Annotated in this window: 22 protein-coding genes and 2 tRNA genes; 18 read left to right on the top strand and 6 right to left on the bottom strand. The window is 32.0% G+C overall.

What is annotated here, in order from left to right; genetic code table 11:
* Positions 1-5: 5 nt before the first annotated feature.
* Positions 6-662: a 30S ribosomal protein S4 gene (locus C5F49_RS01805; RefSeq protein WP_179363047.1), complete on the top strand. Its 657-nt coding sequence runs from the start codon at positions 6-8 to the stop codon at positions 660-662.
* A gap of 52 nt (positions 663-714) precedes the next feature.
* Positions 715-2,475, top strand: coding sequence for a glutamine--fructose-6-phosphate transaminase (isomerizing) (gene glmS / locus C5F49_RS01800; RefSeq protein ID WP_179363046.1), 1,761 nt, complete (start codon positions 715-717; stop codon positions 2,473-2,475).
* Here the strand turns inward: glmS and cobT are convergent.
* Genes cobT through C5F49_RS01785 form a run of 3 tightly spaced genes read right to left on the bottom strand, consistent with a single transcriptional unit; the run spans position 2,462 to position 4,784 of the window.
* Positions 2,462-3,526: a nicotinate mononucleotide-dependent phosphoribosyltransferase CobT gene (cobT, locus tag C5F49_RS01795; RefSeq protein WP_179363045.1), complete on the bottom strand. Its 1,065-nt coding sequence runs from the start codon at positions 3,524-3,526 to the stop codon at positions 2,462-2,464. The genes glmS and cobT overlap by 14 nt on opposite strands.
* Before the next feature lie 8 nt (positions 3,527-3,534).
* Positions 3,535-4,143, bottom strand: a complete 609-nt coding sequence (locus C5F49_RS01790; RefSeq protein WP_179363044.1) for an MBL fold metallo-hydrolase — start codon at positions 4,141-4,143, stop codon at positions 3,535-3,537.
* Positions 4,140-4,784, bottom strand: coding sequence for an NAD(P)H-hydrate epimerase (locus tag C5F49_RS01785; protein ID WP_179363576.1), 645 nt, complete (start codon positions 4,782-4,784; stop codon positions 4,140-4,142). The genes C5F49_RS01790 and C5F49_RS01785 overlap by 4 nt, the downstream gene beginning before the upstream one ends.
* Before the next feature lie 73 nt (positions 4,785-4,857).
* On the opposite strand from C5F49_RS01785, the gene C5F49_RS01780 reads away from it, so the two are divergent.
* Positions 4,858-5,472, top strand: coding sequence for a translin family protein (locus C5F49_RS01780; RefSeq protein WP_179363043.1), 615 nt, complete (start codon positions 4,858-4,860; stop codon positions 5,470-5,472).
* 15 nt (positions 5,473-5,487) lie between these two features.
* On the opposite strand, the gene C5F49_RS01775 is transcribed toward C5F49_RS01780, so the two are convergent.
* Positions 5,488-5,572, bottom strand: a tRNA-Leu gene (locus C5F49_RS01775).
* Between the two features lie 50 nt (positions 5,573-5,622).
* Here C5F49_RS01775 and C5F49_RS01770 point away from each other — a divergent pair.
* From C5F49_RS01770 to C5F49_RS01730, 9 genes are read left to right on the top strand one after another with little or no spacing between them, the layout of a single operon-like run.
* Positions 5,623-5,859, top strand: coding sequence for a DNA-directed RNA polymerase subunit N (locus tag C5F49_RS01770; protein WP_179363042.1), 237 nt, complete (start codon positions 5,623-5,625; stop codon positions 5,857-5,859).
* A 1-nt stretch (position 5,860) separates the two neighbouring features.
* On the top strand, positions 5,861-7,099 hold the full coding sequence (eno, locus tag C5F49_RS01765; RefSeq protein WP_179363041.1) for a phosphopyruvate hydratase: 1,239 nt from the start codon (positions 5,861-5,863) through the stop codon (positions 7,097-7,099).
* Between the two features lie 7 nt (positions 7,100-7,106).
* Positions 7,107-7,736: a 30S ribosomal protein S2 gene (rpsB, locus tag C5F49_RS01760; RefSeq protein ID WP_179363040.1), complete on the top strand. Its 630-nt coding sequence runs from the start codon at positions 7,107-7,109 to the stop codon at positions 7,734-7,736.
* Between the two features lie 17 nt (positions 7,737-7,753).
* Complete coding sequence (gene mvk, locus C5F49_RS01755) at positions 7,754-8,695, top strand: mevalonate kinase (RefSeq protein WP_179363039.1); 942 nt, start codon at positions 7,754-7,756, stop codon at positions 8,693-8,695.
* 23 nt (positions 8,696-8,718) lie between these two features.
* Positions 8,719-9,471 (top strand): isopentenyl phosphate kinase, encoded by a 753-nt coding sequence (locus C5F49_RS01750; protein ID WP_179363038.1) that lies wholly within the window; start codon positions 8,719-8,721, stop codon positions 9,469-9,471.
* A complete protein-coding gene (locus C5F49_RS01745) occupies positions 9,464-10,108 on the top strand; it encodes an isopentenyl-diphosphate Delta-isomerase (protein WP_179363037.1) in 645 nt (214 codons plus the stop codon). Before C5F49_RS01750 ends, C5F49_RS01745 begins: the two co-directional genes overlap by 8 nt.
* Entirely contained in the window at positions 10,101-11,081 is a 981-nt protein-coding gene (locus tag C5F49_RS01740) for a polyprenyl synthetase family protein (protein ID WP_179363036.1), read from the top strand. Before C5F49_RS01745 ends, C5F49_RS01740 begins: the two co-directional genes overlap by 8 nt.
* Positions 11,082-11,101: 20 nt before the next feature.
* On the top strand, positions 11,102-12,811 hold the full coding sequence (locus tag C5F49_RS01735; protein ID WP_179363035.1) for a glutamate--tRNA ligase: 1,710 nt from the start codon (positions 11,102-11,104) through the stop codon (positions 12,809-12,811).
* A 6-nt stretch (positions 12,812-12,817) separates the two neighbouring features.
* The gene (locus C5F49_RS01730; protein ID WP_179363034.1) at positions 12,818-13,687 is read left to right on the top strand and encodes a fumarylacetoacetate hydrolase family protein; all 870 of its coding nucleotides are present in this window, start codon (positions 12,818-12,820) and stop codon (positions 13,685-13,687) included.
* On the opposite strand, the gene C5F49_RS01725 is transcribed toward C5F49_RS01730, so the two are convergent.
* On the bottom strand, positions 13,684-14,472 hold the full coding sequence (locus C5F49_RS01725; RefSeq protein ID WP_179363033.1) for a GNAT family N-acetyltransferase: 789 nt from the start codon (positions 14,470-14,472) through the stop codon (positions 13,684-13,686). The genes C5F49_RS01730 and C5F49_RS01725 overlap by 4 nt on opposite strands.
* Positions 14,473-14,511: 39 nt before the next feature.
* Between C5F49_RS01725 and C5F49_RS01720 the strand changes: the two genes are divergently transcribed.
* From C5F49_RS01720 to C5F49_RS01705, 4 genes are read left to right on the top strand one after another with little or no spacing between them, the layout of a single operon-like run.
* Positions 14,512-14,820, top strand: a complete 309-nt coding sequence (locus C5F49_RS01720) for a Rieske (2Fe-2S) protein (RefSeq protein ID WP_179363032.1) — start codon at positions 14,512-14,514, stop codon at positions 14,818-14,820.
* Positions 14,821-14,855: 35 nt separating this feature from the next.
* Positions 14,856-15,125: a stationary phase-response protein gene (locus C5F49_RS01715; protein ID WP_179363031.1), complete on the top strand. Its 270-nt coding sequence runs from the start codon at positions 14,856-14,858 to the stop codon at positions 15,123-15,125.
* A gap of 25 nt (positions 15,126-15,150) precedes the next feature.
* Positions 15,151-15,912: a class I SAM-dependent methyltransferase gene (locus C5F49_RS01710; protein ID WP_179363030.1), complete on the top strand. Its 762-nt coding sequence runs from the start codon at positions 15,151-15,153 to the stop codon at positions 15,910-15,912.
* A gap of 40 nt (positions 15,913-15,952) precedes the next feature.
* Positions 15,953-16,300, top strand: coding sequence for a hypothetical protein (locus C5F49_RS01705; RefSeq protein ID WP_179363029.1), 348 nt, complete (start codon positions 15,953-15,955; stop codon positions 16,298-16,300).
* A gap of 8 nt (positions 16,301-16,308) precedes the next feature.
* On the opposite strand, the gene C5F49_RS01700 is transcribed toward C5F49_RS01705, so the two are convergent.
* Positions 16,309-16,380, bottom strand: a tRNA-His gene (locus tag C5F49_RS01700).
* Positions 16,381-16,651: 271 nt separating this feature from the next.
* Here C5F49_RS01700 and C5F49_RS01695 point away from each other — a divergent pair.
* Both C5F49_RS01695 and C5F49_RS01690 read left to right on the top strand, forming a co-directional pair.
* A complete protein-coding gene (locus C5F49_RS01695; RefSeq protein ID WP_179363028.1) occupies positions 16,652-17,674 on the top strand; it encodes a magnesium transporter CorA family protein in 1,023 nt (340 codons plus the stop codon).
* A gap of 67 nt (positions 17,675-17,741) precedes the next feature.
* A complete protein-coding gene (locus C5F49_RS01690) occupies positions 17,742-18,020 on the top strand; it encodes a hypothetical protein (protein WP_179363027.1) in 279 nt (92 codons plus the stop codon).
* Positions 18,021-18,043 lie beyond the last annotated feature (23 nt).

The following is an 18,043-nucleotide window of genomic DNA, read 5'->3' as shown; positions in this document are numbered from 1 at the left end:
TTTGAATGGGAGATCCTAAATATTCACGTAAAGTATGGAAAAAACCAAAACGACCTCTTAATTATGAATTAAAAATGGAGGAGCTAAAAACTCTTGGAACTTTTGGATTAAGAACTAAAAGAGAATTATGGAAAGCACATACAGAATTAGCACGTGTAAGAAAACAAGCTAGATCATTGCTTTCATTAAGACAAGAAGTAAGAGCAGAAAAAGAACCAATCTTAATGAATTCTCTCATAAGAATTGGACTTGTAAGTAGTGATTCATCATTAGATGATGTGCTTAACCTAAATGCAACAGATTTACTTTCACGAAGATTACAAACTATCGTTTCAAATAAACTTGGATTTAAAACACCATATCAAGCAAGACAAGCAGTAATTCATGGTCACATAATGATTGGTGAAAGAAAAGTCGATATTCCATCATACACGGTAACAGTTGAGGAAGAAGACAGTGTTCATTTTACACCAGAATCAAAGATTCCTGAAATGTTAGAAAAAACAAAGAAAGAAGAACCAAAAGTAGTAGCAACAGAAGAAGAAACAACTGAGGCTCCTGCAACTGAGGCTCCTGCAACTGAGGCTCCTGCAACTGAGGCTCCTGCAACTGAGGCTCCTGCAACTGAAGCCCCAAAAGATAAAAGTTCTTCAACTGAATAATCGAAAAAATAGGCTTATCAGTAAATAACCCCAATTATCAAAGAGAATCATAATGTGTTCAATTATCGGTTATTACGGAAAGGAGGGCGCAGCACCAATCATTGTCAAGGGATTAAAAAGAATGGAGTATCGCGGATACGACAGTGTAGGGGTAGCAACTGAATCAAATAACCAAATTGAATTAAAAAAAGGAGTTGGAAAAGTTAATGAAGTTAATTCAAAGATTCAGTTAGATTCACTTCCAGGAAAAATAGGCATTGGACATACCAGATGGGCAACTCACGGAAAAGTAACAGAGTTTAATGCACATCCACATCCAAGTAATTCAGGAAAAATTGCAATTGTGCATAATGGAATCATAGAGAATTTTGAAGAGCTAAAAAAACAATTAGAAGAGGAAGGATATAACTTCAAAAGTGAAACAGATAGTGAGATTATAGCAAACTTACTTCAGAAACACTATGAAGAAACAAACGATGTTAAAAAAACAATTTTGAAAACAGTTTCAGAAATTAAAGGTCATTATGCATTTGTTGCAATGTTTGAAAATGGTCAAATGGCTGCTGCACGATTTCATGAACCATTAATTATAGGAGTAGGACAAGATGATTTCTTTCTATCAAGTGATGTTCTAGGTTTTATTGAATTTACAGACGATGCGATTTATTTAGAAAATGGAAATTTTGTAATTTTGGAGGAAAACAAATTTCAAATTTTAGATTTTCAAGGAGAACATGCAAAATATGGAATTACTAAAGTATCTAAAGAATTTGGAGATGCATACAAAGGAGATTATGCACATTTCACATTAAAAGAAATTTACGAACAACACGAAACCATACTAAGAGCTGGAGAGAAAACAGAAGAAGCGATAGAAAAGGCAGCAGATCATATCAAACATGCAAAAAACATCTATGTTACAGGAAGCGGAACCAGCTATAATTCAGCACTAATTGCAAAGCAAATCTTTTCAAAATATGCCAAGATTAAAGCAGAGCCAATAATGTCAAGTGAACTCCAATTTGCACCTGAGACTATAGAAGAAAATGCCATCATCATCGCTATATCTCAAAGTGGAGAAAGTGCAGATGTTTTAGATGCAGTAAAAATTGGAAAGAAAGCAAATTGTAAAATCATCGCCATAGTAAATTTAATGACATCTTCACTTGCTCGAGAAGCAGATATAGTAATTGGAATGAATTGTGGACCTGAGATAGGAGTAGCTGCTACAAAAAGTTTCACATCTCAATTAGTGATACTCTACAAAATAGTACAAAAATTAACTGACAATAAAATAACAATTAATTTTGAAAAGTTTGCAGAATCAATTGTTAAAATATTAGAAAACCCAGTAAAGATTCAAAAAATTGCAAAAGTGATCAAAGATGTTTCAGACATCTATGTACTAGGAAGGGGAATTAATTATCCAATTGCAAAAGAGGCAGCTTTGAAATTAAAGGAATTGACATACATTCATGCTGAAGGGATTCCAGGTGGAGAATTAAAACATGGACCTCTTGCATTGATGGATTCAAGTGTATTTGTAATTATAATAAATCCAAATGATTCTACATATTCAGATACATTAACCAGTGCAAGAGAGATTAAAGCTCGCGGAGCAAAAATTATCGGAGTTTCAGATATCGAAAGTGATGTGTATGATTATTGGATTGAAATGCCAAAAATAGATCAAGTACTATATCCAATATCAGAAATTATTCCAATTCAATTTTTATCATATTACGCAGCACTTGAAAAAGATACAGATCCGGATTATCCTAGAAATCTTGCAAAATCAGTTACAGTGAAGTAAACAATCTATGATATTCTTTTTCTGCAATTTCTAAAAATTTTGTAGAATCATTTCCAGTTTTAATCATTGAAGAGATTATACTACCACCAGCACCCACACCTTCTTTTGCAAATCCTTCTGAAAATGCTTTCAAACCAGTATGTTTTGAATTTTCCAAACCGGGATTAACAGAGATTGCCGGAATATCAGCAATTTTAGATACAAGGCTAGTAAAATTTGCACTCTCATCACCAGTAATGTACGAAGTAGTTCCAATTGCAGTGTTTTCCTCATTAAAACCAATTTTTGCTGCAAATGCTAAAACTGCAGCCATCTGAGTTCCTCCTGCCAACATCACATTAGATACACTAGATGCAGAACTTAGCATTCCTGCAACAAATGGAATCATCGGATCACCCACTTTAGCTACAATACTGTATGGATGATCAGAATCTATTCTTTCAAGTGCAGATTTAACAATTTGATTTTTTAATTCAACTGGATTATCTGGAATACTGGAACTGACTTTAGCATCATAACCCAATGCTTTTAGAACAGCAAGAGCAGTAGTGGTTCCACCAGGAATACTTTCACCAATAATCAAACAATCAGTAAGTGATGCCATACTTCGTCCCACAATTCTGCCATAATCAACAGCATGAGACACTTGTGAATCAGTCATTGCATCCTCAGTTGAAATATTTTTTCCAAAAGGCATACCAGTGTCAATGAATGGAAGTTGTGGAGAAATTTTACTTCCAGCATTAATTGTCAAGTGAGGGATACTAGCTGACTCTAATGCAGTTTTAGTTAATAATCCAGGAGTAGGTTTTCCATCAGGAGTCATTGGGATTTTATCAATGGTTTTACAATACCCATAATGAAGATATTCAGCATCTGCAGGAGGAGTAAACTGAATTGAATCTTTGTCAGCACCTGCAAATGTAATCCCAGGAATTTCACAAGTTTCAGTATAAGAAATTACAAAAGAAAAAAGAAATCGTTTAGATTTCATTGATTCAATGAAATTTTTCCCTTGTTCTATATTTCCAAATAGTTCAAAATTTTCCATTTTAACTCCTAACCCATCATATCAAGAAACTGCTGTTCAGTTCTTTTTTGCATTACATGATTAGTGATTTTCTCTTGTCCCAAGGTTGAAATTTCAGAACCACCATAATTATGCCCAGAATACATGACTAGATTTTCATCTAATTTGTGCAATACATCAAATAGACTATGATAGAGATCTTTTGCACTACCTCCAGGTAAATCAATTCTACCACAATTTCCTACAAATAATGTATCACCAGAAAAAATTTTTCCATCACCCACAAGGCAAATACTATCTGGAGAATGACCTGGAGTGTGTAGTACTTTTAATTTGGAATTTCCAAATTCAATAAAATCTCCATCCTTTACAGTAATTTCATGTTTTAATTCTGAAGACTCATGTTGGATAATTGGTGCTTTGGTAGATTCAGCCATTGCTTCATTTCCCAACGTATGATCAAAATGATGATGGGTGTTTACAATGTATTTAATTTTCAGATTATTTTTTTTAATTACCATTTCTAATTCAATTAAATCCCATGAAGGATCAATTATGATTGCTTCACTAGTATCTTCATCTTCAACAATGTAGGAAAAATTCTGCATATTTCCGACTTGAATTTGGTGTACTTTCATAGAATTCCCACCTCAGCTTCAGGTGGAATTCCAATTTTTTCTGCATACAATTCACCAGTCAAATCTTTCCGTTTAGGAATTCCTTGTTTCATTTTATGAAAAGTAACTGTCATATCAGATTTTGCGTAAATATTTGCAGTTTCTCCAGTTTGAGGATCCAAACCAGATGGAACGTCAACTGCAAATTTGTAACAATTTGCTTCGTTGATAAAATTAATTGCTGAAGCATATGGCTCTCGAATATCTCCAGATATCCCAGTGCCCAAAATTCCATCAATTATTACATCAGGTTTAAAATTAAATTCAAAAGAATCACCTGACATTAATTTTACAGATGACATTTTCTGTAAAATTGACCAATTCCAATTACTCTCTTCAGTTTTAATTTTCTCAGGACTGCCCAGAAGCATTACTGTAACTTTGGCATTATATCCTGCAAGATGCCTTGCCATTACCAGACCATCTCCACCATTATTTCCCAATCCAGCAAAAATTAGAATATTTTTTGATTCAACATCTATTTTTTCAAGTAAACGTCTAACTGCTGCTGCTCCTGCATTTTCCATCATAAATTTTTTCAAAAATCCCATCTCATGTCCTTTATTTTCAATATTATACATTTGATCAACTGTAATTTCCATATCATTCATGAAATTATATCCAAAATAAGAGTTTAGCAAACGGCTTTATCCTAGTTTTAAAATATTTGTAAGCATGACATTAAAAAATGTAAAACCATCATTAAATAAAATTGCAAAAAATTTAGAAACAGTTCAAGATGCCAGAGAATTTTTACTAAAAAATACTAGAGAAATCATCATCCTATGCAGTAAATCAATTATCGCAGTCCATAAAGGAGATTTGGTTACAGGAAAAAATAACCTAAAACAAGCTGATACATTATTAAAAAAATATAAGAAAAAAGCAACTGGTGGATTAAGGAGATACCTCATAACTCCAGAGCAAGAATTTGTAGAGGCTGCATGTTTGATTGCAATTGTTGAAAAAAAAGAAATTCCTTCAGATAAAAAATTAGCAGTAATGCCAGAATCATATGTTTTAGGATTACTGGATTGTGTAGGAGAATTAAAAAGACAAGTTTTTGATAAAATTAGAATTGACGACATTGATGAGGCAACTAGGATTTTTGAAACAATGGAGAACTTGTATCTTCAGCTGTACACTTTTTCAATGTACGATAAAGTAGTAAAAGAAGCTAGAAGAAAAATTGATGTAAATAGAATTCTAGTAGATGACGTCAGATCAGTAATTACAGAAGAAAAAAGACGAACAGAATTAATCAAAATTTTAAAGAAACTAGAGAAATAATCAGAAACAAAGAGGTGCGGATGATGGGATTTGAACCCACGAACTCCTGAGAGACTAGCCCCTCAAGCTAGCGCCTTTGGCCAGGCTGGGCGACATCCGCAAAGGAATTTTCTTGCATGGTTTTTATAATCCTTGGTTACTTTTTCGTTCGTGTTAATTCCTGTTAGATGTTTAACGTGTGGAAAATTAATTGCTGATAAATTTGAAGATTATCAAAATAAAATTAAAGCAGGAGAAGATCCTACAAAAACTCTTGATTCTTTAGGCGTTGAAAGATATTGTTGTAGAAGAATGCTTTTGACCACTGTAGAAACAATACAACAAGTAATTCCATTTTATGAAGCAATTCAGAGAAGAAAACAAGAAGTTCAATCTGAGTTAGAATAACTTGGCTAAAATATCCTCAATTGAAGGACGTATTCTATACAATAGCAGAGGTAGTAAAACAATTGAAGTCGATGTTAAATCAGATAACAAATTTCTAGGAAGAGTATGCGCTCCATCAGGTGCCAGTGTAGGAAAATATGAAGCAGTTAGTTTTCCAAATGAAAACCCTGAGCAAAGTCTCAAAATACTTAGAGACAACTCTCAAAAATTTATTGGATTAGAATCATCAGATCTTAAAGCAATTCATGATGTTCTAAAAGGATTAGATGGAACTTCAAATTATTCAGTAATAGGAGGAGGGTTGGCGTTTGCAGTAACAATCGCTTCAATGGATTCAGCAGCAAAAGCATCTGGAGAACCATTGTTTAGAATTCTATCCCCAGAATCTTCATTCAAGTTTCCATTTCCATTAGGAAATATTTTGGGAGGAGGAGCACATGCAGGTCCTGGAACACCAGATATTCAAGAAATATTAATTTGTGCAACAGGCTCAAAAACCATTGAAAATGCAATTGAAACTAATTTATCAGTTCATAAAGAATTGCGTAAGGTATTAGAAAAAGAAGACTCTAGTTTTACAAACGGAAGAGGTGATGAAGGTGGTTGGGCACCAAAATTAGAAAATCAAAAAGCATTAGAAATTTCTGCTAAAGCATGTGAGAATTTAGGATTTACTTTAGGAAAAGAAGTATCTTTAGGAGTTGACTTTGCATCATCAACACAATGGAATGAAGAAAAAGGCAAGTATCTTTATGACAGAGCAGGATTTGAAAATTCAACTGGAGAGCAGATTGATTTTGCAGCAGATATTATTGAGAAATTTAAATTAATTTATGCTGAGGATGCAGTTCATGAAGAGGCATTCGAAGACATGTCAGAATTGACAAAAAAATTCCCCAACACACTAGTTACAGGAGATGACTTAACTGTGACAAACAAAGATATTCTAAAAAAAGCCATTGAGGTAAAATCATGTAATGCTGCAATTTTAAAAGTTAATCAAGCAGGAAGTCTTTTTGATGCATTGGAATTTGCTGATGAAGCTACTCAAAACAATATCAAATTAATCACATCACATAGATCTGGAGAATCTACAGATTCGCAAATATCCCACATTGGTCTTGCTACAAAGTCAAAAATGCTCAAAGTGGGCATTGTAGGAGGAGAAAGAGTAGCAAAACTCAATGAATTGTTACGACTATCAGAGCATGATTTAATACGCGGTATGGCAGAGATTTAAAATCGTCATGAGCCAACAAACTGAACCAACTGACATCAAAAAGAAGGTTTTAGCCACTGGAATTAGAGTAGGCACTCAAGTTAAGACCAAATTTATGAAACCATTCATCACAAAAGCAAGTCCTGAAGGCCTATACATGCTCGATTTAGACATCACACTAGAAAAAATTCAAACAGCAGCAAAATTCATCAATAGATTAGGTGCTGAAAATCTCATAGTATGCTCAGGTAGACAATATGCAGAAACACCAATTGAAAAATTTTGTGAAAGTTTAGGTGCTAAAAAATTACTAAATAGATTCATGCCAGGAACATTAACAAATCCATCATTACCATATTACATTGAACCAAAATTAGTTTTAATTTCAGATCCTCAAGTAGATGAACAAGCAATCATTGAAGCAACCAATGCAGGTATTCCAATTATCGGAATTGCAAACACAGACAACATCACATCTAATTTGGATGTAATTATTCCAGCAAACAACAGAGGAAGAAAAGCTCTAGCAACAGTTTACTGGTTATTGGTTCGTCAGGTCTTAATCGAAAGAGGAGAATTAAAAGAAAATGAACCAATGAAAGAAGATATCGACGATTTTGAAACAAAGATCACCGAAGAAGAAATCGACGATTTTTAGAATTTTAGAATGTTTAATTGAAATCCAAAGCTTCTGCTCCAGGAAAAGTAATTCTCTTTGGAGAACATTTTGTTGTGTATGGAGTTAAAGCAATTCTCTGTGCAATTAACAAAAGAATTACGGTAACTGCTGAAAAAATTGAAGGGAAAAAAATTTCCATTAAATCAAATATCGGAAATTTAGAATTAGAAACGGGAAAATTAATTTCTGAAATTAATTCACCATTAAAACCATTTTACTATTTGGCAGATAAAATGTTAAAGAATGAAAACACAGGAATTGAAATCATTGTTGAATCAGATATTCCATTAGGGGTTGGTCTAGGTTCATCATCTGCATGTTGTGTTGCAGGAGCCGCAGCAATTTCAAGATTATTTAGGAAAACATCAAAAGAAGAGATTCTCACACTAGCAATAGAAGCTGAAAAAACAATTTTTAAAAATACATCAGGAGCTGATTGTACAGTTTGTACATATGGTGGAATTATGAATTATGATAAGGAAAATGGATTTCATAAAATAGAATCTGAGCCTAATTTTCATCTAGTAATTGCTAATTCAAACATCGAACATTCCACAGAATCAATAGTGGAAGATGTAAGAGAATTTAAAGAAAATGACGAGGCGGGATTTTCTTCATTATGTAAAAAGGAATCAAAATTGGTAGAAGATGTTTTAGAATTATTAAAAGAAAATGACATCAAAAAATTAGGAACTAAAATTAAAGAAAATCAAGAATATTTAGAAACAATAGGAATTTCAAATGAGAAATTAAGAGAAATGATCCAAATAGGTCAAACTGAATCATTTGGTGCAAAAATTACTGGTGCAGGAGGAGGAGGATGCATCTATGCTCTTACAGATGAATCAAATCTCAAACAGACAATTAACCAATTCAAAGATAAGAATTATGATTGTTTTTCAGTAAAAATTGATTTTAAGGGTCTGGATACTTTTTAATTGATCAGATAATTCTGAAAAACATGATTCTAATAAAATTAGGTGGATCAATTATTACCAATAAAGAAAAACCATTATCTCCAAGGAAAAAAACAATTGAAAATCTATCTAAAAGTTTGAGAAAAATTGATGAGCCGATAATTATTGTTCATGGAGGAGGATCATACGGACATTATTGGTCTGTAAAATACGATATGCATACAAAAGAAAAAAAATACAATCCAAAAGGAGTAGCAATTGTTAAAAATTCAATGATTGAATTGAATAAAATAATTCTAGATTCATTAATAAAAAATAAATTAAATCCATACTGTTTACCTCCAACTGATTTTATGTCGGGAAACAAACCAATTACTAAAAAAATCAAAGAGATTGAAAAAATCGCAAAATCAGGCTTGATTCCAGTCACATATGGAGATGCACTATGGTTTGGTCAGAATAAAACATACATTTTATCTGGAGATAAAATTATGACTCATCTTGCAAAAATTCTAAAACCTAGACTATGCATTTTTGCACTAAATGAGGATGGATTGTATTCGGATTTAAAATCAAAGAAACTAATTTATGAATTACAAGGTGAACGTCCATCTATTTCTGAAAATAAAATGGATGTTACAGGTGGGATGACTAGAAAAGTTGAAGAAGCATCAAGAATTGCAAAGATGGGAATGAATGTTTTCTTTGTAAATGGTAACAAACCTGAAAGAATTGTGAAAGGGGTTAAAAATAAGACATTTGAAGGAACGCTGTTTAGAGGTAAAAGAAATGTCTGAAGAATTTGTAATTTTAGTTGATGAAAATGATAATCCAATAGGAAAAGAAGAAAAAGTAAAGTGCCATTTACCAAATGGAAAACTTCATCGAGCATTTACTGCATTATTGTTTGATGAAAATGGCAGACTAGTACTCACAAGAAGAGCCAAAGAGAAAATGTTATGGCCTAATGATTGGGATGGAACATTTGCAAGCCATCCAAGAGAATCAGAAACTTATGTTTCATCAGGAGAGAGAAGAATGCCTGAAGAATTAGGAATTGAAGGAGCATTAGATTATTTACATAAATTTGAATATCATGTTCCATACAAAGACGTAGGATCTGAAAATGAAATATGTGGAACATTAATTGGCATAATTGACAAGTCCATTGAATTAAAAGAAATTGAAGGGGAAATTGATGAGATAAAACGAATTTCTTCTAAAGAACTAATTGTAGAATTAAAAGAAAATCCACAAATCTATTGCCCATGGATGCTTATTGCATTAGAATTATTAGAAAAATCTGATAAATCCATGCTCGAAAAACATGCAAATATCTTATCTACATGGATGAACAGTGATGTGCATGATGAATTGCAAAAAGCAATTAAAATTCATCTACCAAATGACAAATGGAGATTAGTAAATGAATAAAACTAAACAAATGGAACAAAATGCAAAAATAGTAAACAAATATCTAAATTCAAAATTAAAAGGAAATCCTAAAAAACTCTATGATGCAGCAGGGCATCTAATTGTTAATGGTGGAAAAAGACTAAGGCCATATATGGTAATTAGGAGTTGTCAAATTTTAAAAGGTAAAGTTTCCACTGCAATGCCTGCTGCAAGTGCAGTGGAGATGGTACATAATTTTTCATTAGTTCATGATGATATTATGGATAATGATGAAATGCGTCATGGAGTTCCAACGGTTCATAAAAAATTTGGCATGCCAATTGCAATTCTTGCAGGGGATGTTTTATTTTCAAAAGCATTTCAAATCATTACTGATTCAAAATTATCTCCTATCGCTACAACACAACTAGTATCCAGACTTGCAAAAGCTTGTGTTGATATCTGTGAAGGACAATTACTAGATGTAAAAATGGCCGAAGAGAGAAAAATTCCTTCACAAGCAGAATACATTACAATGATTGGTAAGAAAACTGCAGCTTTGTTTGATGTATCTTGTGCAATGGGGGCTATTTGTGCTACAAATAAAGCAAAAGACATCTCAAATCTCTCATCATTTGGAAGAAATTTAGGAATTGCTTTTCAAATAACTGATGATCTTATCGGTGTTATGGGAGATCCTAAGATAACAAAAAAACCAGTAGGAAATGATTTGAGAGAAGGAAAGAAATCACTTCCAATTCTCATGGCAATAAAATTATCAAAAGGTAATGATAAAAAGATAATTCTAAAAGCATTTGGGAATTCAAAAGTATCAAAGAAAGATCTGAATAAAGCAGTAGAAGTCATTAGATCTTTGGGGATAGAGCAAAGTGTAAGGAAACAGGCTCTAAAATACGCTGAAATGGCAAAAAAATCACTAAAAAGTTATTCAGGATCTGCAAAAACTGAATTAATTTCATTGTTAGATTTCGTAGTAAAACGAAGTGTGTAGTTGTAAAGGTAAAAACCATCATGAATGAAGAATTAAAAAAAGAAATTAAAAAAATGGCACTTCAAAATGCTTTTGAGCATGGAGGAGAAACTAGAGATAAAATAATTTTAGGAAAAATTCTCGGAACAAAACCAGAATTTAGAAGTAAAGTAAAAGAAATTTCAGGGCATATTTCTGAAATAGTATCAACAGTGAATCAGTTATCTTTAGAAGAACAAGAAATTGAAATTAAAGAAAATTTTCCAGAAATTTTAATCCCAAAAGAAAAAATTGAAGAGAGAGAAGGTCTTCCAGAATTAAAAGATGCAGAGCAAGGAAAAGTGATCACAAGGTTTCCTCCAGAACCAAACGGATATCCACACATTGGACATGCAAAAGCAGCTATCATTAATTCAGAATATGCCAAAATGTATGGAGGAAAATTTATTCTAAGAATGGATGATACAAATCCAGAAGCTGAAAGAATGGAATATCATGCAGCTATCAAAGTAGGATTAGAATGGTTAGGGATTGAATTCGACAAAGTAAAAAATACATCAGACGACATGGAATTATTTTATGAAAAAGGAATTGAATTAATTAAATTAGGAAAAGCATACGTTTGTACTTGTAAAAGAGAAGATATCAGTAAAAACAGAAGAGAGAGAAAAGCATGCAAGTGTAGTAGAGAAGATATAGAAAAAAACAATAAAAATTGGAAAAAGATGAATAATAAATTCAAACCAGGAGATGCCATAGTTCGATTCCGTGGAAATATGGAAGCAGATAATGCAGTCATGCGAGATCCTGTCTTGTTTAGAATTATTGAAGGGAAACATTACACTTTAGGAGAAAAATATAGAATTTGGCCAAGTTACGATATGGCAGTTGCAATAGAAGATAGCATTGATGGTGTAACTCATGCCTATCGTTCGAAAGAATTTGAACTCAGAAAAGAGCTAATTGATGCAATTTTAGATGCACTAAACATGAGAAAACCAGCCCAAGGGTTTTTCTCAAGATTGGAATTCAAAGGAATGCCAATATCAAAAAGAATCATCAAACCGCTCATTGAAGAAGGGAAAGTTACATGGTATGATGATCCAAGGCTTCCAACCTTAGAAGGATTACGAAAAAGAGGAATCAAACCAGAAGCAATTAGGAAATTCATCATGTCATTAGGATTGACCAAGGCAAATACTCTTGCACCATTTGATGCACTAGAGGCATTTAACAGAAAATTTGTGGATCCAAATAGCATTAGACTATTCATGGTAAGTAATGCAAAAAAACTTTCAGTGAAAAATTTACCTATATCTTCTGTTGAAATTCCAAATCATCCAATAAATAATATGGGAAAAAGAACAATCGAGATAGATGGGAATTTTTACATTTCAGGAGAAGATGCGCAAACAATCAAAGAAGGATCACAAATCCGTTTATTGGGTTTAGGGAATATTCTCATTACAAAACAAGGAATAGAATTTGAAGGAGAATTTATTGAAAATGAAAATACAAAAGATGTACCAAAAATTCAATGGGTACCACAAAAAACTGGACATGAGATAAAGATGATAATTCCAAAAACATTGTTTAATGGTGATGAATTTAATGAAGACAGTTTAGAGGAATTAGATGTCTTTACAGAACCACATTATCTACAATTAAAAGAAGGAGAAGAAATACAATTTGTTAGATTTGGATATTGCAGAAAAGATTCTCAAAATCAAGCAATTTTTACCCACAAGTGATTTAATATGAAAATAGCACGATTATCATATCAAAATAATGAAACATATGGTTTTGTTAATGGAGATAAAGTATCCACGAAAGATGAGATCACCTATCTGACAGGCGTCCCAATTCCTCAAAATGTCAAAGATTTTCTTTTTGATGGATGGTATGATGAGATTAAAAATAAAATTAAAGATTTACCATATGGAGAAAATATTTCAAAATACAAATTATTACCGCCGATTCCTAATCCGAACAAGATAATTTGTTTAGCATTCAATTATGTAGATCATGCAAAAGAACAAGGACTACAAGCACCCGAAGATCCTGCACTTGTTATAAAACCTAGAACTGCATTAAATGGTACAAATTCAGATATTGTATGTCCAGACTTTGTTACACAATTAGATTATGAGGTTGAATTAGCTATGATTATTGGTAAAAATTGTAAAAATGTAAGCGTAGATGATGCATTTGATTCAATATTTGGATATATGGTTTTCAATGATGTTTCAGCAAGGGATATTCAATTCAAAGACAAGCAATTCACAAGAGGGAAAAGTTTTGATTCATTTGCACCTTGTGGACCATGGATTACAACAAAAGATGAAATCAAAGATCCTCAAAATCTAAAAATGACAACTAAAATTAACGGAGAATTGAGACAAAATTCCTCATCAAGTAATATGTTTATCAAAATCCCAGAAATTGTTTCAAAAATTTCCAAAGTTATGACATTAGAAAAAGGAGATATCATCTCCACTGGAACACCAGCTGGAGTTATGTTAAACAAACCAAATGCAGTGTTTCTAAAAGACGGAGATAAGGTTGAAATGGAGATAGAGAGTTTAGGGATTTTAAACAATACAATTAAAGTTGTTAAATCAAATTAAACTAAAGATTTCTTCATTAAATGAAAGGATATTTTAGATTCCAAGGTATCAAAAGATGGTAATTTTTCTCTAGTTAAAATTTGAATACGTTCATAGTTTTTTTCCCAACCAAAGTTTTGTAAAAATGAAAGAATTTCACAAGTAGATTCATCTGAATTTGAGAATAGAGTAACGATCAACGTTCTATCAAAATGCTCAGATTCAGTAATTATTGCAATGGAGTTTTTATCATCAATTGAAGAATTAACAATTCTATTTTGTTTATAAAATGATTCCAATATTTTATCATCAATTGGAAGCCACCTCCAAGATTTTACATAATGAGAATGTGATTTAGAATTGACAGATTTACCAAAAGTGACATTATGATTTGGGTTATTTTTTGGTTCAATAGTGTAAAAATTCCATGTTTGAAAAATTTTATAGTTTAGAGATTGAGCCATGGAAATGGATATTGGATTTTCTGTATCTATCAACATAAATGAAAAAGATAGATTTTTCTCTAAACCTGTGATTTCTGCATGTTTTACTAGTTCAGATGCAATATTTTGGCGTCGAGAATTCGGCTTAATTCTGATTCCTTCAATCCAAACTTGATCATCAGAATAAAAGGCATGACAAATTCCAACAGGATCTAGTTTTTCTGCTAAGAATAGATGACCTTCAGATATCCAATAATTCCAAACATACTCCACATAATCTCCCCATGAAAAAGTATTTTTACAAAATTTCAAAACATGTGTTTTATCTGAATCATTTGCTTCTCTAATTCTCAATTTTGTCATATACAAAAAATTATTAAGAATAATTAGATAAAAACTTCAATGGGAAAAATTATTGCCGGTAAAACATCAGATATACCACCTGGAAAAATGATCAAAGCATCTATTGATGGTAGAGATATCCTCGTTGCAAACATTGATGGAGAATATTGTGCTACAGATGACTCATGTACTCATTCAGGCTCTAGTCTATCTGAAGGGAAATTAGATGGTTGTACAATTACTTGTGGATGGCATGCAGCAGAATTTGATTGTAAAACTGGTAAATTAATGAAATTCCCAGCAAAAATTAGAGATTTAACATCATACAATGTTGTCGTAGAATCAGACAATGTCTTTGTAGAGATATAACTATATTCTTCTAATTTTTAACAATAGGTGTAAAAATGGCTGACGACTCTCAAAATAAAGAATCTATGAAAGGAGCAATTGAAACATTAGAACAAATTACTTCTAGCAACTCAACTCCAAAAACAATCAAGAAATCCATTACAGATTTAATAGTAGATTTGAAAAATCCTGAAAATTCACTATCTGTCAGGGCAGCAAATACTATCAGCCTATTAGATGATGTAACACAAGATCCTAACATGCCTTCATACGTTAGAACTCAATTATGGCAAGCAGTTTCAAAATTAGAAAGCATAAGAGAATAAATTCTCGTACATTGTATCAACCATAATGAAAATTGAAGAATATTTAGAAACTTTACCTGAAAATTTACTCAGTGGTGAGGATGTTCAATTACCAGAAAAATCATTTTGTGAAATTTTTAAATTTGTAAATTTAGGTAAAGACGATATTTTTTATCATTTAGGATGTGGGAATGAGAAAGGGATTGAACTTGCTGTAAATGAATTTGGTGTTAAAAAAGCAGTTGGTATTGATAATAACTCTGAGAAAATAAACCAAGCAAAAAAAAATCTTGCAGAAAAAAATATCAAAGCAGATTTAATTTGTCAAAACATAGAAGATTCAATTTTGTCTGATGCATCAGTGATTTTATTTTGGTTTTCAGATGAAAAAATCATTAATGAAATGATGAAGAAATTTGAAAATCTTAAAGAAAATACAAAAATAATTACAATTTGGGGGCCACTACCAGAATGCCTTCCAGATAAAGTAGATTTTCCATATATTATCAATAAAGCTCCTTTCAAAAAAGCAAAAAACATGCAAGAACAATTGTTATCAATTTTTGGGGTAAAATGCGTTGATTTTATCACAGCATGGGAATTTGCTGAACGATATACAAAATCAATAGGCTCTCCAGAAATTAAAAATGATCGATTTTTGACTATTATTCAAACATTAGTAATTTGGATTAATGCAAAAAAACTAGGAGTGGCATGTGGAGAAGAAATTCCAGAATCCATTCAAACATACATCAATATCATGAAAATGCATTTTGATATTGATTTTGAATATCTATTAAAAGAATAATCTGTGTAATCCTTTTATTTTGTTTTTACTTGAATATAACATGGAAGGAAGAATCAACATTAATGTTTCAGCAGTAGATTATGATAAAACTAGTAAAGCATTAACACACCAACTATCGCTTTTAGAAGAAATGGTTCATGGACAAGATGATTTTGTGATGACAGATTCAGAATTTGCATTCGGATGGCATTTTTTTGTATTAAGTATCAATAGAACATTAGTAGAAAAGCTAATAGAAATGATGGGCGCCGATTTTGATAAAATTAGGGGTAAGGGAAAAGAAAAGAAGTTTTTAACATGGTTAACAAAAAATGTCGAGAGTAAATCTCCTAGATTCAAACTAGCCATCAAAGAAGAGATGGAATCTAGCAAGTTCGGTATTTTTTAAAATAAAAAGGCCCTCGAGGGGAATCGAACTCCTGTCCGAGGATCCACAATCCTCTATACTAACCACTGTACTACGAGGGCCACAAAAAAAGAAACTTGTTCAACCAGTAATAATCTTTAAGATCATGTTGGAAATTAGGCTGTAGATTTATTATTGACTAGGTTAAATTCTATGTATGCGAAAATGGTGGATTGCAATGGCAATATCCATTGGACTTGTTTGGGTAGGTACAAATTATTTTCTCCCATGGGTACAATGAATATCTAAATTAGATTAGCCTCAAATTCAAAAATAATTTCAGTTCCATTTTAGCGATCGCTTTAAATTTGTAGTATCAGGGTATTTTTCGACATGAGAAAGGGTTTCATTACAAACAGGCTACGTTCAAACAAAAAATCAGTAGACACACCTATTGAAAATAAGATAGAAACCATCCAGGGAGAAAAATTCGTATGGATTGATTTACAAAATCCAGATAGAAACGATGTTGAAAAATTAGCTGAAAAATACAATTTCAACGCATTGAACGTAGAAGATTGTATGACTAAATTTGAGCTTCCAAAACTAGATAGTTATGACGATCATTTCTTTGTAATTCTTCATTTTCCACCATTAGCACAAAAAACAGGAATATCAAAAAATAGTCAATTGTCAATATTTGTAGGAAAAGATTTCCTGATAACAGTTCATCAAGGAGATCTTAAACCACTTGTAGAACTGGCAGATATTTGTAAAACAAATGTTGATCAACAAAGAAAAGATAGATTGTTAGGAAAATCATCAGGATTACTACTACACGAGATCTTAGATGTGTTAGTAGATGACCTTTTACACACATCAAGGAAAATTATTGCAAATCTAGATGATATTGAAGATAGAGTTTTTGATGAATCAAAACCAGTAGCTAGAAGCATAGCATTACTTAGAAGAGAAATTAATAGATTAAGAAGAATAGCAAATCCATTAAAGAGATTTGTACTTGAAATAGCAAAACAGGTTAAACGATTTCCAGATAGTCAAGATGATGAACTTACATTATTCTATGATGACGTAATAGATCACATTGACAAAGTTATCGAAACATTAGAAGAATCTAGAGAAACCATGGAAATTTACAAAGACACAGATTTTGTGTTAAGTAATGAAAAAACAAATAAGGTTCTTGCAGTATTAACAATAATTTTCACATTAGCAATTCCATCAACAGTGATTGGGACATTTTATGGAATGAATGTTGACTTGCCAGGTGGGATTGGAAGTAATTCAATGTTTTTAGGGCCATTTACAACTTTCATACTAGTAATTATTGCGTCAGCGGTACCTGCGATCATGATGTTCACATATTTCAAAAAATGGGGTTGGATTAGTAATTAAAATAAAAAATTAAGATCTACCCATACAAAATAAGCTTAGATAAATACAAGATAATTTAATCTAAATTATGGGGAAAATCAGAATTAGAACTGGTAGAGGCACAGGAACCATCGAAGTTGATGAAGATGCTTCAAAATGGTCTGGAGATGAATTCAGAAAGATCCAAGAAGCAAGAAAAAAAGCAACAGCAGGTAGAATGGTTCACACTGGTCGTGGAACTGGTTCAAGAAAACTAGGAGATATGCCTGATCCAAAAGCAAGACCTTCTACTGAAGGAATGACTAGAAGTACAGGTAGAGGAACTAGTTCTAGAAAAAGTACAAACAAAGGCTCAGATAAATCCTAAATTTTTAATTTTTATAACTTTAT

The organism is Nitrosopumilus oxyclinae (genome assembly GCF_013407165.1).
Taxonomy (GTDB): Archaea; Thermoproteota; Nitrososphaeria; order Nitrososphaerales; family Nitrosopumilaceae; genus Nitrosopumilus; species Nitrosopumilus oxyclinae.
Note: the sequence above shows the minus strand (reverse complement) of the source record. Positions and strands in the feature narration are given on the sequence as shown.

What these genes read in the sequence shown, in the direction of transcription:
- C5F49_RS01805 (WP_179363047.1), top strand. Translation starts at nt 6, where the DNA reads ATGGGAGATCCTAAATATTCACGTAAAGTATGGAAAAAACCAAAACGA.
- glmS (WP_179363046.1), top strand. Translation starts at nt 715, where the DNA reads ATGTGTTCAATTATCGGTTATTACGGAAAGGAGGGCGCAGCACCAATC.
- cobT (WP_179363045.1), bottom strand. Translation starts at nt 3,526, where the DNA reads ATGGAAAATTTTGAACTATTTGGAAATATAGAACAAGGGAAAAATTTC.
- C5F49_RS01790 (WP_179363044.1), bottom strand. Translation starts at nt 4,143, where the DNA reads ATGAAAGTACACCAAATTCAAGTCGGAAATATGCAGAATTTTTCCTAC.
- C5F49_RS01785 (WP_179363576.1), bottom strand. Translation starts at nt 4,784, where the DNA reads ATGGAAATTACAGTTGATCAAATGTATAATATTGAAAATAAAGGACAT.
- C5F49_RS01780 (WP_179363043.1), top strand. Translation starts at nt 4,858, where the DNA reads ATGACATTAAAAAATGTAAAACCATCATTAAATAAAATTGCAAAAAAT.
- rpsB (WP_179363040.1), top strand. Translation starts at nt 7,107, where the DNA reads ATGAGCCAACAAACTGAACCAACTGACATCAAAAAGAAGGTTTTAGCC.
- C5F49_RS01750 (WP_179363038.1), top strand. Translation starts at nt 8,719, where the DNA reads ATGATTCTAATAAAATTAGGTGGATCAATTATTACCAATAAAGAAAAA.
- C5F49_RS01745 (WP_179363037.1), top strand. Translation starts at nt 9,464, where the DNA reads ATGTCTGAAGAATTTGTAATTTTAGTTGATGAAAATGATAATCCAATA.
- C5F49_RS01740 (WP_179363036.1), top strand. Translation starts at nt 10,101, where the DNA reads ATGAATAAAACTAAACAAATGGAACAAAATGCAAAAATAGTAAACAAA.
- C5F49_RS01735 (WP_179363035.1), top strand. Translation starts at nt 11,102, where the DNA reads ATGAATGAAGAATTAAAAAAAGAAATTAAAAAAATGGCACTTCAAAAT.
- C5F49_RS01730 (WP_179363034.1), top strand. Translation starts at nt 12,818, where the DNA reads ATGAAAATAGCACGATTATCATATCAAAATAATGAAACATATGGTTTT.
- C5F49_RS01725 (WP_179363033.1), bottom strand. Translation starts at nt 14,472, where the DNA reads ATGACAAAATTGAGAATTAGAGAAGCAAATGATTCAGATAAAACACAT.
- C5F49_RS01720 (WP_179363032.1), top strand. Translation starts at nt 14,512, where the DNA reads ATGGGAAAAATTATTGCCGGTAAAACATCAGATATACCACCTGGAAAA.
- C5F49_RS01715 (WP_179363031.1), top strand. Translation starts at nt 14,856, where the DNA reads ATGGCTGACGACTCTCAAAATAAAGAATCTATGAAAGGAGCAATTGAA.
- C5F49_RS01710 (WP_179363030.1), top strand. Translation starts at nt 15,151, where the DNA reads ATGAAAATTGAAGAATATTTAGAAACTTTACCTGAAAATTTACTCAGT.
- C5F49_RS01705 (WP_179363029.1), top strand. Translation starts at nt 15,953, where the DNA reads ATGGAAGGAAGAATCAACATTAATGTTTCAGCAGTAGATTATGATAAA.
- C5F49_RS01695 (WP_179363028.1), top strand. Translation starts at nt 16,652, where the DNA reads ATGAGAAAGGGTTTCATTACAAACAGGCTACGTTCAAACAAAAAATCA.
- C5F49_RS01690 (WP_179363027.1), top strand. Translation starts at nt 17,742, where the DNA reads ATGGGGAAAATCAGAATTAGAACTGGTAGAGGCACAGGAACCATCGAA.